Source organism: Psychromonas ossibalaenae ATCC BAA-1528 (genome assembly GCF_000381745.1).
GTDB classification, from domain to species: Bacteria; Pseudomonadota; Gammaproteobacteria; order Enterobacterales; family Psychromonadaceae; genus Psychromonas; species Psychromonas ossibalaenae.
The window spans coordinates 154589-167963 of the sequence record NZ_KB906968.1; the positions used below are offsets into that span (position 1 = coordinate 154589).

General features: G+C 40.9%; 12 protein-coding genes. 6 read left to right on the forward strand and 6 right to left on the reverse strand.

Annotated elements, in window-relative coordinates; genetic code table 11:
- The first annotated feature begins 249 nt into the window (after window positions 1–249).
- Window positions 250–1854, forward strand: a complete 1605-nt coding sequence (locus tag G327_RS0101835) for an ABC-F family ATPase (RefSeq protein ID WP_026339136.1) — start codon at window positions 250–252, stop codon at window positions 1852–1854.
- A 159-nt stretch (window positions 1855–2013) separates the two neighbouring features.
- Window positions 2014–2466, forward strand: a complete 453-nt coding sequence (locus tag G327_RS0101840) for a VF530 family protein (RefSeq protein ID WP_019613057.1) — start codon at window positions 2014–2016, stop codon at window positions 2464–2466.
- A gap of 58 nt (window positions 2467–2524) precedes the next feature.
- On the opposite strand, the gene metE is transcribed toward G327_RS0101840, so the two are convergent.
- Window positions 2525–4828 (reverse strand): 5-methyltetrahydropteroyltriglutamate--homocysteine S-methyltransferase, encoded by a 2304-nt coding sequence (metE, locus tag G327_RS0101845; protein WP_019613058.1) that lies wholly within the window; start codon window positions 4826–4828, stop codon window positions 2525–2527.
- A 105-nt stretch (window positions 4829–4933) separates the two neighbouring features.
- On the opposite strand from metE, the gene G327_RS0101850 reads away from it, so the two are divergent.
- Both G327_RS0101850 and G327_RS0101855 read left to right on the forward strand, forming a co-directional pair.
- The gene (locus tag G327_RS0101850) at window positions 4934–5824 is read left to right on the forward strand and encodes a LysR family transcriptional regulator (protein WP_019613059.1); all 891 of its coding nucleotides are present in this window, start codon (window positions 4934–4936) and stop codon (window positions 5822–5824) included.
- A 33-nt stretch (window positions 5825–5857) separates the two neighbouring features.
- Window positions 5858–6517, forward strand: coding sequence for a cupin domain-containing protein (locus tag G327_RS0101855; RefSeq protein WP_019613060.1), 660 nt, complete (start codon window positions 5858–5860; stop codon window positions 6515–6517).
- Window positions 6518–6936: 419 nt separating this feature from the next.
- Here the strand turns inward: G327_RS0101855 and G327_RS0101870 are convergent, their stop codons facing one another.
- Window positions 6937–8436: a KAP family P-loop NTPase fold protein gene (locus G327_RS0101870; protein ID WP_019613062.1), complete on the reverse strand. Its 1500-nt coding sequence runs from the start codon at window positions 8434–8436 to the stop codon at window positions 6937–6939.
- A 480-nt stretch (window positions 8437–8916) separates the two neighbouring features.
- On the reverse strand, window positions 8917–9279 hold the full coding sequence (locus tag G327_RS0101875) for a hypothetical protein (RefSeq protein ID WP_019613063.1): 363 nt from the start codon (window positions 9277–9279) through the stop codon (window positions 8917–8919).
- Window positions 9280–9577: 298 nt separating this feature from the next.
- Between G327_RS0101875 and G327_RS0101885 the strand changes: the two genes are divergently transcribed.
- Complete coding sequence (locus G327_RS0101885) at window positions 9578–10273, forward strand: Crp/Fnr family transcriptional regulator (protein ID WP_019613065.1); 696 nt, start codon at window positions 9578–9580, stop codon at window positions 10271–10273.
- Window positions 10274–10975: 702 nt separating this feature from the next.
- Window positions 10976–11695 (forward strand): SIMPL domain-containing protein, encoded by a 720-nt coding sequence (locus G327_RS0101895; RefSeq protein ID WP_019613067.1) that lies wholly within the window; start codon window positions 10976–10978, stop codon window positions 11693–11695.
- Between the two features lie 94 nt (window positions 11696–11789).
- Here the strand turns inward: G327_RS0101895 and G327_RS0101900 are convergent, their stop codons facing one another.
- The 3 genes from G327_RS0101900 to cydB are packed head-to-tail and all read right to left on the reverse strand — an operon-like array spanning window position 11790 to window position 13371.
- Window positions 11790–12092: a cyd operon YbgE family protein gene (locus G327_RS0101900; RefSeq protein WP_019613068.1), complete on the reverse strand. Its 303-nt coding sequence runs from the start codon at window positions 12090–12092 to the stop codon at window positions 11790–11792.
- Window positions 12079–12207, reverse strand: a complete 129-nt coding sequence (gene cydX / locus G327_RS0101905) for a cytochrome bd-I oxidase subunit CydX (protein WP_019613069.1) — start codon at window positions 12205–12207, stop codon at window positions 12079–12081. Before cydX ends, G327_RS0101900 begins: the two co-directional genes overlap by 14 nt.
- A gap of 24 nt (window positions 12208–12231) precedes the next feature.
- The gene (cydB, locus tag G327_RS0101910; RefSeq protein WP_019613070.1) at window positions 12232–13371 is read right to left on the reverse strand and encodes a cytochrome d ubiquinol oxidase subunit II; all 1140 of its coding nucleotides are present in this window, start codon (window positions 13369–13371) and stop codon (window positions 12232–12234) included.
- Window positions 13372–13375 lie beyond the last annotated feature (4 nt).

The following is a 13375-nucleotide window of genomic DNA, read 5'->3' on the forward strand; positions in this document are numbered from 1 at the left end:
CAGCACGTTTAGTCAGCACCTTAGGATTCAGCATCCTCGCCGTTCAAAACACAACCACAGCGGTGATTAAAAAATAATCACTGCAAAAGTGCAGATTAGATGGGTATCCAGCTTTTCTTACTGTATACTGCGCGACCTTATAATTGTGACTTAACGCACATTTCATTTTGAAGCTTGTTGGTCATCACTCTTTCCGTTAGTAACTAGCGGTTGGTAAATAGCCGTTAGCAAAACCTAGGAAACCTTCTTTTGATCTCTACCTCGAACATCACGATGCAGTTTGGCCCAGAGCCATTATTTGAAAATATCTCGGCTAAATTTGGTAACGGCAACCGCTACGGTTTGATCGGCGCAAACGGCTGCGGTAAATCTACTTTTATGAAAATCCTAAGCGGCGCACTGCTGCCGACCTCCGGTAATATCTCTATCACTCCGGGATTCAAAGTCGGTACTCTAAGCCAGGATCAGTTTGCATTCGAACAATACAGCGTGATTGATACGGTGATCATGGGCGATACCGCCCTGTGGGAAGTGAAACAGGAAAGAGACAGTATTTACGCAAAAGCGGATATGACTGAAGAAGACGGCATGCGTGTTGGTGACCTGGAAAGTCAGTTTGCCGAAATGGATGGTTACAGCGCCGAAAGCCGTGCAGGTGAAATCCTGCTTGAAGCCGGTATTGAAGAATCATTCCACTACGGTTTAATGCAGCAGGTTGCACCAGGCTGGAAACTGCGTGTTTTACTTGCGCAGGCATTGTTTGCAAACCCGGAAATATTATTACTTGATGAGCCGACCAATAACCTGGATATCCATACCATCAGCTGGCTGGAAGGTGAGTTAAACAAACGTAAATGCACCATGATCATCATTTCCCATGATCGACATTTCCTAAACGCTGTGTGCACACATATGGCTGACATTGATTACGGTGAGCTGCGCATTTACCCGGGTAACTACGAATACTTCTTAGAGCAGTCTGCTTTATTACGTGAACAGCTGTTATCCGGCAATGCTAAGAAAAGTGCTGAAATCGAAGAACTGCAGGACTTCGTAAACCGTTTTGGTGCTAATGCTTCTAAAGCAAAGCAAGCCAGCTCCCGCGCTAAAAAAATGGACAAAATTAAACTCGATGACGTGAAATCATCAAGCCGTATTACGCCGTCATTGAGCTTTGCACCCGGTAAAAAAATGCACCGCCAGGCATTAGTGCTGGAAAATATCGGCCATGGTTTTGACGGCGAAACATTATTTTCAGACGGTGAAATGATTCTAGAAGCCGGCGCAAAACTGGCTATTATCGGAGAAAACGGCGTCGGCAAAACGACTCTGCTGCGCTGTCTGGTCAACGACCTGCAGCACAATGAAGGTGTCGTAAAATGGTCTGAAAACGCCTCTATCGGTTACTGCCCTCAAGACAGTGGTATTCTTTTTGAGAATGATTTAACACTGATGGAGTGGATGTCACAGTGGCGTCGACCTTGTCATAACGACTTAATGGTGCGCGGCATGTTAGGACGTCTGTTGTTTACAGATGATGATGCCAACAAAAAAGCGCGTAACTGTTCTGGTGGTGAGAAAAACCGTTTGTTATTCGGTAAGTTAATGATGTCCGATATTAACGTATTGGTTATGGACGAACCAACTAACCACATGGATATGGAAGCGATTGAAGCGCTCAATAATGCCCTTAAAGAATTCGAAGGTACGTTAATTGTTGTCAGCCATGACCGCGAATTTGTTTCATCTTTAGCGACACGTATCATAGATATCAAAGATAAAAAGATGGTTAACTTCCAGGGCACTTTAGATGAATACCTTGCCAGCCAGAAAGAAGCGCAACAGGCTGCATAAATTAAGGTAAAGTAACAAAACGGCCCTGGTTAGATGCTTATTAGAATGCATAACCAGGGCATTTTTTTGTGCGCCAGCTTAGCAAATGAATACAAACGCCGAGACAATCTTGAGCTTAGGCTGTATTTTCTTGCCGATACCCAGCTTTCAGGAATTAGAATGACAGATAAAAAAAACAATAACCCCCTATACGGCCTAAAACTGGATGTGTTACTGACTGAGATTTCAGAACATTACGGCTGGGAATTATTAAGTGAATCACTAGAGATTAATCGTTTTCAATTTCATACGGGTATGAAGTCGACGGTTAAATTTCTGCGTAATAATGAGTGGGCAAAAGAGAAAGTAGAAAACTTTTATCTGTATCAGTATAAAAATTTCCCGACTCCGGATGACAAACAATTGTCCATTGCCCCCCGAAACCGCTTTATTTCTGAGGATCAGCAGGCAGGTGAGCCGATGGAGATTACTGGAGATGTTGTCTTACAGATAGATAGAGCTTCTCGGTTACGGACCTACAAAACCACTGATAATGGGCCGCAGACTACAAAAGAGTCTACCCGCAGCACCGAAGAACCACCATACGACCCAAGTAATCCCTGGAACAAATAATACAGGCCGGTATTATTGAAAGGAGCGCATTCAACGCTCCTTTTTTATTACCGTAAGTCTAGCCGGCACGCAGCTGCTGAGCCGCCTTGACCATATTTTTAAGTGCCGGCTGCACTTCATGCCACTGCCTTGTTTTCAAGCCGCAGTCTGGATTAACCCACAACAGCTCCGCCGGAATACGCCGCCCTGCTTTTTCTATTAACTGCACCATCTGCTCAATATTCGGTGTGTTGGGAGAGTGGATATCATAAACCCCCGGACCAATTGCATTGGGATAGTTAAACTCTTCAAATACATCCAGCAGCTGCATATCAGAGCGTGATGTTTCAATAGTAATAACATCGGCATCCATGGCTGCAATAGCGGCAATAATATCGTTGAATTCGGAGTAACACATATGTGTATGAATTTGTGTTTTATCCTCAACACCATTTGCAGTAATTCGAAATGCCTGGATTGCCCAGTCAAGATACTCAGACCATTTACTGCGGTGCAGCGGCAGCTTTTCACGCAGGGCCGCTTCATCGATTTGAATAATACTGATCCCGGCTTTTTCCAGATCTAATACTTCATCGCGAACCGCTAATGCAATCTGATTACAAGTTGTCTGCAGCGCCTGGTCATCACGTACAAATGACCAGTTTAAAATAGTCACCGGCCCGGTTAACATGCCTTTTACCTGTTTTTCAGTCAATGACTGCGCGTATTCAGTCCATTCGACGGTCATCGCCTGCGGACGAGAAACATCACCGAATAAAAGCGGCGGTTTTACGCAGCGGGAGCCGTAGGACTGCACCCAGCCGAATTGTGTGAAAGCAAACCCATCCAGCAGCTCGCCGAAATATTCCACCATATCATTACGCTCAGCTTCACCATGCACTAAAACATCAAGCCCGATGCTATGCTGCTGATCGATACAAAACTCAATCGACTTTTTCATACTGTTTTTGTACTGTACTTCGCTGATTTCACCTAAACGTCTGGCTTTACGCGTTTCGCGAATATCACTGGTTTGCGGGAATGAGCCGATAGTGGTCGTCGGGTAGCTCGGCAGGTTTAAATAGGACTGCTGAACAGCGGCGCGCTGCGGGAAAGCCTGTTTACGTTCACCTAGAGATGCGCTGATATTTTCAACTCGCGACTGCACCTCATAGTTGTTAACTCGAGCGCTGTTAAAACGACTCTGCAGTGCTAATCTGTTTTCCTCAAGCTCGCTGTTTACAGCTTCAACACCTTGATTTAAGGCGATACCTAGAATATTTAATTCCTGAAGTTTTTGAGCGGCAAATGCTAACCATGATTTAATCTCAGGGCCGAGCTTCTGCTCGCTGTTAAGATCCACCGGCACATGTAATAACGATGAACTTGGCGCAATCCATAAGCGCTGCAGCAGTTTGTTATGAATCGGTGTTAACCACTCTAATGCAGCATTAAGATCTGTTTTCCAGATATTACAGCCGTTAATAACACCTAGTGATAAAACCTTATTTTCACTCAAATAGTTAACTGCAGATTCAACTTCATGAGGCGCATTAACCGCATCAAGATGCAGCCCGGCAACCGGCAGTTCACAGGCTAGTTTCAGATTATCTTTCAGCTCACCGAAGTAAGTGGTTAATAACAGTTTAATGCTTGACCGGCTGAGTTTCTGATAAGCTCTCTGCAGAGCATCCTGCCACTGCTTGTCTATTTCCAGCACTAAAACAGGCTCATCAATCTGCAGCCATTCAATACCTTTTTCTTCTAATAAAACTAAAAGCTGCGTATAGGTTTCTAATAAAGCCGGGAGCAGATCTAATTTACTGCTTTGATCTTTTTCTTTACCCAGCCATAAATAGGTGACCGGACCGATAATCACAGGCTTAACATTTTTGTTGATCAACTTAAGCTCTTCTATCTGCTTAATTAGGTTATCAGCATGTAGAGTAAAAGTAGTCTGCGCATCAAATTCCGGCACGATGTAATGATAATTGGTATTAAACCATTTGGTCATCTCCCCCGCCTGCGTTTCACCTTCATGGTTATGAACCGCAGAACAGCAGTTTTTTTTCTGAGAGCGCCCGCGGGCTACACGAAAGTAGTTATCCAGTGAATTATCATCACTGCTTTGTTTCGCCCTAGCTGGAATATTGCCTACTAAAAAACTAGTATCAAGCACTTGATCGTACAGTGAAAAATCACCTACTGTGTGCAGGTTTAAAGATAACTCCTGCTGTTCAAGCCAATTATTTCGGCGTAACTCAGCAGCACTTTCCTGCAGTTGTGTTTCTGTTATTTCTCCAGACCAGAATTTTTCTTGAGCAAATTTTAACTGGCGTTTATTACCAATACGCGGGAAACCTAAGTGATGTAATTGTGCCATTTTTTCTCTCTCTTTTGCTTGCTGTTGAAGTTGAAAGTTATTATGCGTAGTATTTATTATGAAAAATAATGATGATTTACACGCAATTCATGAGGTTTATTCATAATGATAGAGCCGTCCCATCTTAAAATAATGATTGCCCTGCATGAAAAAGGCACATTAACTCAAGCGGCAGATTCACTGTGTTTAACGCAGTCAGCCTTGTCTCATCAGATTCGTCATTTAGAAAAAAAGCTCAATGTTAAGTTATGGCAGCGCTGCGGGCGGCGTTTACGTTTAACACCTGCCGGAGAGCTGCTGCTCAAAACAGCAAAAAAAGTGATGCCCGCGTTAGCGCAGACGGAGCAGGCTTTAAAAGCAATGGGTGAAGGTGTAGAGGGTTTATTGCGTATCGGTATCGAATGTTTTCCTTGTAATGAATGGCTGACCCAGGTTGTTGCTCAATCTTTACAGGAACAGCCGAATATCGACATTGATATCATCAGACAGTTTCATTTCTCCGGCATTGAGGGGCTGATAAATCATCATGTGGATTTACTGGTTACACCGGACACCATTGAACACAAGCTGCTGGAGCATCATGCTTTGTTTGATTATGAGCAGGTTCTGGTCATTTCAAATAAGCATACACTAGCAAAACAAAGCAATGTTTTCGCCGAGCAGCTGCAAAGCGAGGTACTGTTTACTTTTCCCATCGAGAAGCCGCGTCTGGATATTTATCAGCAGTTTTTATGGCCTGCAAAGGTGCAGCCGAAGGGACATAAGCAGATTGAATCCTTAGCAATTATGCTGCAGATGGTTGAATATCAGCGTGGTGTCTGTGTTCTGCCTGAATGGCTTGCCGATAATTTAAGCGAACAGTACAACGTAAAAAAATTACGCTTGGGTGAACAAGGTATTTATAAAACCTTATATGCGATGATTAAAAAACAAGATAAATCTATTCCTTATATAAATAAATTTATTAAGCTCGGCAAAGAAAGTGCGGTGATATAGAGCTTAGGGTTTAGCAAATAGAACGGAGGAGCAATGGCAGGTTTAAATGTAGACTTTTCTAAACGGGTAGTAATCAACTCTGAGCAGATGCCCTGGATAGACTCACCCATGCCGGGTGTACGGCGAAGACCACTTGCTAGAGCCACTGATGAAAATGGTCATATCACCAGCATAGTGCAGTATCAGCCAGGCTCTTATTTCAGCAGCCATAGTCACCCTCTGGGCGAAGAAATATTTGTATTAGAAGGTACTTTTTCTGATGAAAATGGTGATTACGAAAAAGGGACTTACCTGCGTAATCCGCCGGGCAGTTCTCACCAGCCTTTTAGCCAACAGGGCTGTACGATACTGGTTAAACTTAATCAGTTTGAATCGGATGATAAACAGCAGGTAACTATTAATACCAATACCAGCAGCTGGCAGCCGGGCATTGGATGCCTGCAGGTGATGCCTTTACATGATTTTGCAGGGCAGCATACTGCCTTGGTCAAATGGCCGGCCGGAAAGGTTTTCCAGCCACATAGTCACTTCGGAGGCGAGGAGATTTTAGTTTTGTCCGGCACATTTAAAGATGAACACGGAATCTATCCGAAACACAGCTGGATCCGCAGTCCACATTTAAGTGAGCACCACCCATTTGTAGAAGAAGAAACAATTATTCTGGTTAAGGTCGGCCACCTTCCAATAGATTAAACTCCAGAATGTCTTTACTGTAGCTTTATTTTCTTTCCACGCTCCGCGTGGGAATGCATAGATAGTTTAGTGAAAATATTTGGCTTGTTTGCTGGCCTTCGCTTGTAGGCGGTTGGTTTCATCTTTTCGTTGTTCTTCCGCCATTAACGGCGTGTTACTTTTCTTTGACAGCCAAAGAAAAGTAACCAAAAGAAAGGCTGCCCTAACCATTTTTTGTATCTTGTAATACCCAAACACTTTTAACGCACCAGCTCGGAATGCACATCCATGTGCATGCCAAGCTTAGTGAAACCATCCTGGTTTCACTTGCTAAAGCGTTCGTCCACCACAAGAAAAATGGATGGGAATACGTAGCCGAATTGGTTTTTCGCAAATTAAAGAAGGCAATACCATTCATGTTAGAATATCTGAAGCAACTTTTATTCAATATATCCTGACAGTTCAGTGATGTTTTTATAGTCATCCCATAGCCAATATTTAATATCTTCAGTAACGTAGTGATTGATTTGTTCGGTTATTTGATTACTTAAATTGAAATCAGGTAGGTTATATCTCCAAAAATCTGTTTGATAACTATACTTCTGAATATTTAAGCAGATTTTATCTCTCCCACGCGTCATAGAGTTACCTGTGTGTACTTCATTCGCCGTAGTAGTACTAGCAAGCTCAAGTTGGGTATTAACAAGCTCATTTATGGGGAGGCTATCCTCAATAGCTCTATAAGATCTATTTTCATGTGGAACAAACATATCCGTTTTACGCTCTAAAAAACACTCCATATTACATTGATTTTCAACAATCCCTGTTATCAATACCACGCTATTAATAACGTGTGTTTCTTCTCCTCTAGATAAAGCGACATAATCTAAACTTGCAAAAAACTTTTGTAATGCCTGCTCAATATCTCGTAACTCCATCCCATTATTAAAAAATAATTCAGCCATGACTGCAATGTTATAACTTTGATTCTTTGAAAATGGGTATAACAAAATCCCTTGCTCTAAATATTTATCGAAATCTAATTTCTTAGTATTTAAGTAATCCAAGGGAGATATGTCAGGTAAAGCAATTTTTCTATCAAAAAAGCGTCTCAGGTAAGCGTCTGCTTTAAATTCATGTCCATATACCGCTTTGATCGAAGATTGTAATGCTTCTGTATCAGTTGCAACCAAAAATACGCACCCTTTAGTTTCAAAGAAATGTTTAATCACTTCAAGCATTTCAATTGCATAAGTCGGTCTACAGCGATCAAGTTCATCAACTAAAACAACAACCGGTATTTTCAAGCCGTATATTTGTCCCATCAAATCAGCTAAAAATGATATTTTATCTTTTATATCCCTCATTGCTTGGATTCGAGCATGATGTATCTTTCCTACCCTATCAACCAGCTTAATATTCTCTGCATTTGATGGTTCCGATTTATTGGGGAGTACGCTCACCACAGTCTCTGCAGCAGAAATAAGGGGAACAATTTCAGGTTTGCCAGTAAGCACAGAACCAGCTTTGGCCAACTTCATGCAAGTGCCAAAAGAAAGTTTTAGTTCATCTATTTTATTCTTAGCTTTTTCAAATAACTCACTTTTAGCATCACAATGTATCGGAGAAAATATATGTTCTAACTGGTTTAGAAATTCACTGCTGACCACTGATAATGCTTCTTTAGAAAAGTCACTTTCCCAAGCATCTATATAAACAACAGGATGATCTTGTTCAGCAAGTTCAACATACAAACGCCTTAGCAACTCCGTTTTTCCAGTTCCCCAGGAACCATTCATATTTACAACAAGGCCATCTTCAGCATTCGTTAAAAATGAACACAAAAACTTACCGTACTCTTTTCGGTTAGTTTTACATGTTTCCCAATTGTACTTTGGTTGCCAATCTTGGTATTTATTTGCGTGTTTAATTTCAGTCATGAGAACCTTACAACCATATGAAGTTACAACAGATTAACAGTTTTTATATTAAATAAAAGCCGGGGTATCCACTTTTCAGGTCTAAAAAAATTTATTTTTTATTAAAACAAAACCAATACGGCTACGAAAATTTCCGTACGTTTTTCTTGGTAGGGAAATGACTTTAGCAAAGGAAATCATGGATGATTTCATTAGGCTTGGTTCAGCACATGGATGTGCTGTCCAAGCCGGTGCGTTAAAAAGTTATTGAGCAGACAAGAATAAAAAACGTTTCGGAACGGCACTTTTTGGTTACTTTTTCTTGCTGTTGAGAAAAAGTAACTCGCCGTCAGGGCGAAATAGAAGCATTGAAAGCTATACCAAACTCTACCGGCGAAAACCTACAAACAAAAATTAATTCAGGCGGTGTACTTCTAATTTAAACAAAGAATTAAATACGATATCAACTGCCGAAGTAAAAAAAGTCTGACACCCTATTCTTTATGAATCAATTCTAAAAGTATCTAAACGTAATAAAGCCCGTTTAATAGCCGTTGTTGATGAATCTGAGCTGATTTGTTCAATTTTATAACGTTTGAATATTTCACTTAAATAAGCACAGGTAAAATTTAACGGCGCTTGAGCAAACAATTTGGGATTCGCTGAGTAATCACAGCCGTGTGTATAAAACCAGTCTCTATAATCCTGATCTTCCATAAAGCCAGACTCACTAATGGTCTGCTTTAATTTAAATAACGAATTATTCAAATTGACATGCGCTTGTTCAAACTCATGCGACAAATTAGCGACTGAGCTGATTGCCTGCTGGTTAGGCAGTAAAGAGATGTTGTATATTTTTCCCATGCTGACGGACCTTTATTTTAAAAACTTAGCTGTGCAGCTTAAGCTTATTCACTTAAGCAGCCTTTCAAACACGAACAATATTACCTGTTTAAAAAATGAACTCTGTTCTTTAAAGAACACTTCCTACCGATATGGCATTGGGGAAGAGAGAGAACCCACTCAGCACCGCTTTGCATGGCTTATCATAAACAACGCAGAAATAGGAATATGGGATGGTTGTATTTATTTGATGCAAAGTTTTACTATGGAAACGAGTGCACTATATTTCATAGTATCTTAATTAAATAACAGGCCTGAAATGACTGACTCTAGTATTGAAACAATCCACTGGCCATGCACAATCTCAAACGATTTAAAGCAGCAGCTGCTTGATATTGCTCAACGCGGCAGCGGACTGACGGATACACAGAAAAAACAAGCTTTACCCGGCATCTATTATATAACAAGTGGTCTTGCTACTATTTCTTTCCTGTCTGAAAACATGAATAACACTTTAGGTTTTGTATTGGGTGTTAATGACTGGGTTGGAGCAAATTCATTAGGAAATAATGCAGATGTATTCCTGCTCACGGTTGAGCTTGAGCCAGTAAAATACCTTTTATTCCCCAAGCAGAAAATAGCTCAACTTGCAGAAAACAATAATGAAGTTTTTAAGTTCTTGTATTACTGCATGGTTCAAATGCAGCCGAGATCCCTGCAGGCTCCACTCACCGCACTTCACGATAAAGAGATACGTATTGTATATACTCTGCTTGCCTTAGCTCAAAAGAAACACGCTGTAAAAGGTGTTAATACATCCATTAATATCACACAGGAACAATTGTGCGCCGTGACCGGTCTTTCTAGACCTAGAATTAATGAAGTACTAAAAACTATTGAGAAAGTCCACGAGATATCAATTGAACGAGGAAAAATCCATATTACTGATATTGATGCGTTAGGAAACAGACTCAATCAGTTAAATGCCATGTTTGACGATCCGAGAATAAAATAGGATATGGTGTAAAAATTGATGCCTACTTCATGCACATCTAAAAAAGAAGCATGAGTTTTCGTGGCTTAGATGAAGGGGATTATTTTTTAACAAGCTTTGAGGATAGATAAAAAAGCGCAGAGGTTTACTCTTTATATAGTATAAAAAGTCTCCTCCGCTGTTGTATTAATTTTTGAAATCTGGTTTTCTCTAACCAGTCTAGTCTCCATTATTTTCTAAAGAAAGAAAAAGTAAACTTACGCTTATTAGCTTTATTGATACGCTCGCTTTTGCTGTACGCTAAAAAATTTTGAACTGCTGATAAAAAATGAATATCCATAATAAATTCCTCTTATAATTTTTAATTACTGTCAACATTTGACGCAACAAATGTAACCTAGATCACACTTTTACGCAAACAATAACTGAAACAAAATTACATCAAAGACACTAACCAACTGCGAAACACTGGTTTAACGCAGAAAAATCGAGACACAGATCACTTAATTATGAAATAAAATTACAGTGACATGTGTTTTTGCAGAGTCTAGCAATAAGCTTAGCGCCCTTAAAAATCGTGATCATTACGAATATAGGTCATAAAGATCAATGCTATATTAAGGCTCTAATGGACAACCTAAACATGGAAAGTACCCAGTAAAAGCTGCTTCACTTGGTCGCTTTTTCTTTTTCAATTTTTAACGAATTTATTTGGAGAACCCAGTGCAGGAAAATAACAAAACAGGAGCAGGACTTTTAGGACTGTTTATATTTCTCGGTTTAGCGGCTCTAGGCTACTTTCTATCCAGTGCGGCTATACAATATAAGCTGTACGACAGGAGCGTGACAGTAAAAGGCCTGTCTGAAAAAGAGTACAAAGCCGATATCGTCATATGGCCGATAACATTTAGCCTGGCAGATAACAGCCTCACTGATTTATATCATGATGTTGATCTGCAGTCAGAAATGATATTCAAGTATCTAAATAAAAATGGAATTTCAGAAGAAGAGATCACCCTGGTATCACCGGCCATTACCGATAAATCAGCCCAGCAGTACGGCAGTAATAACCAGGCAGAGTTTCGCTACTCAGCATTACAGACAGTTACCGTTTATTCGGCAAATATAGATGTTGTACGTCATGTGATGAGTTCGCTTTCTGAACTAGGCAAGCATGGGATTGTTTTTACAGGCAATAACTATCAGTCACAAACTGAATATCTATTTACCCGTCTCAATGAAGTAAAGCCGGAAATGATTGAAGAAGCCACCACCAAAGCTAGAGAGGTTGCTAAAAAGTTTGCCGAGGATTCCCAAAGCTCACTGGGAAAAATCAAAAGAGCCTCGCAGGGACAGTTTAGTATCGCGGCCAGAGACAAAAACAACCCGCATATTAAACGCGTTCGCGTAGTTTCAACTGTTGAGTATTACTTATCTGATTAATCTATAAAAATGCAGGATCCAGAAAGAATTAATGCCGAGCGGTGAATCATTCACTGTTCGGCATTATTATTTTAAGCTAACCCGCTAAACGCCTTTATACAAACATTCTGGCGGCGAAAAAGAACAGAACCGGCCAGGAAAGGTAAGGAGAAAAAATAATCCGCCACAACCACAACCGAGGCTCAAATCCTAACCCATGCACAAAACCAGCAGTTAACGCCATCATCAGAATACTTAAGTACCCATTCGCTAATGCGGCAGTACTGTCAGCTATATGATCCGGGTTAAACAGCAGCAGAAGGCTTAACAGCATCGCCAGCAGGGTAGAAACCCAGCGTGCCGGCGAATACTGAAAAGGTTTATGAATGAAATCAAGTGCTTGATTAATTTTCACCATTTTCTTCTTGTTGAGCTTCTTTTTCATTTGCTTCGATCTGCTCGTACCACAAACCATTGATAATACCAAATGAACAAGCTAATAAAATGCCTAATATCCACGCAAAATACCACATAGAACTCTCCTGAATAAGTTTTAATTAATAAGCTGAATGTTTATATTTCGCCATAAATTCTTTACCTAAACGGCCAAACATTTTCATGTAACACCACGTGGTATAAGACAAAATAATCGGTAAAAATACAGTAGCCGCTATGGTCATAATATTAAGTGTTTTTTCACTTGAAACAGCATCCCATACAGTAAAGCTGAAGTTAGGATCAATGCTTGACGGTAAAATAAACGGGAACATACTAAATGCACAGGTCAATAACACCCCGACTTGGGTAATACTGCTGCAGAAAAATGCAAAACCGCTGCGGTTATATTTACTCGCAATCCAGGTTAACAGCGGGAATAACAGCCCCAGTGCCGGCGCAATCATGGTTAACGGGTATTTATCATAATTCGCTAACCATGCACCAGACTGAACTTCAGCTGTTTTTAATAATGGGTTAGCTGGTCCGTTGAGATCTCCAATAGAAGTGATCACATAACCATCAATACCATTAGCAATCCACACACCTGCTAACGCAAATAAAACTACCGCAAGCGGCGCACAGATCATTGATACTAAACGTGCGCGCTGACGCAGTGCCCCGTCAGTTTTCATCTGCAGCCAGGTTGAGCCCTGTAAAACAAATAAAGTTAAGCAGAACACTCCTACTAATAATGCAAACGGATTTAGTAGGTCAAAGAATCCACCTTGATACTGGGAACGTAAAAAGTCATCCAGTATAAAAGGCACACCCTGCAGTAAATTACCAAAGGCAACACCAAAGACAATCGGAGGCACAACACCGCCGGCAAAAATAGCCCAGTCCCAGCTGTTTCTCCAGCGCGAATCTTCAATTTTACTGCGGTAGTCAAAACCGACCGGACGGAAAAATAGAGCAAACAGCGTCAGCATCATTGCCACATAAAACCCGGAGAATGCCGTGGCATAAACCGCAGGCCAGGCGGCAAAAATCGCACCGGCACCGGTAATTAACCAAACCTGATTACCATCCCAGTGCGGGGCAATACTATTTATCATAATACGGCGTTCGTCATCGGTTTTACCAATAACCGGGATCAATGCCCCCACGCCCATATCAAAACCATCGGTGATAACAAAACCAATCAGTAAAACACCAATTAATAACCACCACACTATTTTTAACGTTTCATAATCAAACATAATC

What these genes read in the sequence shown, in the direction of transcription:
- cydX (WP_019613069.1), bottom strand. Translation starts at nt 12,207, where the DNA reads ATGTGGTATTTTGCGTGGATATTAGGCATTTTATTAGCTTGTTCATTT.
- G327_RS0101840 (WP_019613057.1), top strand. Translation starts at nt 2,014, where the DNA reads ATGACAGATAAAAAAAACAATAACCCCCTATACGGCCTAAAACTGGAT.
- G327_RS0101885 (WP_019613065.1), top strand. Translation starts at nt 9,578, where the DNA reads ATGACTGACTCTAGTATTGAAACAATCCACTGGCCATGCACAATCTCA.
- G327_RS0101875 (WP_019613063.1), bottom strand. Translation starts at nt 9,279, where the DNA reads ATGGGAAAAATATACAACATCTCTTTACTGCCTAACCAGCAGGCAATC.
- G327_RS0101850 (WP_019613059.1), top strand. Translation starts at nt 4,934, where the DNA reads ATGATAGAGCCGTCCCATCTTAAAATAATGATTGCCCTGCATGAAAAA.
- G327_RS0101855 (WP_019613060.1), top strand. Translation starts at nt 5,858, where the DNA reads ATGGCAGGTTTAAATGTAGACTTTTCTAAACGGGTAGTAATCAACTCT.
- G327_RS0101870 (WP_019613062.1), bottom strand. Translation starts at nt 8,436, where the DNA reads ATGACTGAAATTAAACACGCAAATAAATACCAAGATTGGCAACCAAAG.
- metE (WP_019613058.1), bottom strand. Translation starts at nt 4,828, where the DNA reads ATGGCACAATTACATCACTTAGGTTTCCCGCGTATTGGTAATAAACGC.
- G327_RS0101900 (WP_019613068.1), bottom strand. Translation starts at nt 12,092, where the DNA reads ATGGTGAAAATTAATCAAGCACTTGATTTCATTCATAAACCTTTTCAG.
- cydB (WP_019613070.1), bottom strand. Translation starts at nt 13,371, where the DNA reads ATGTTTGATTATGAAACGTTAAAAATAGTGTGGTGGTTATTAATTGGT.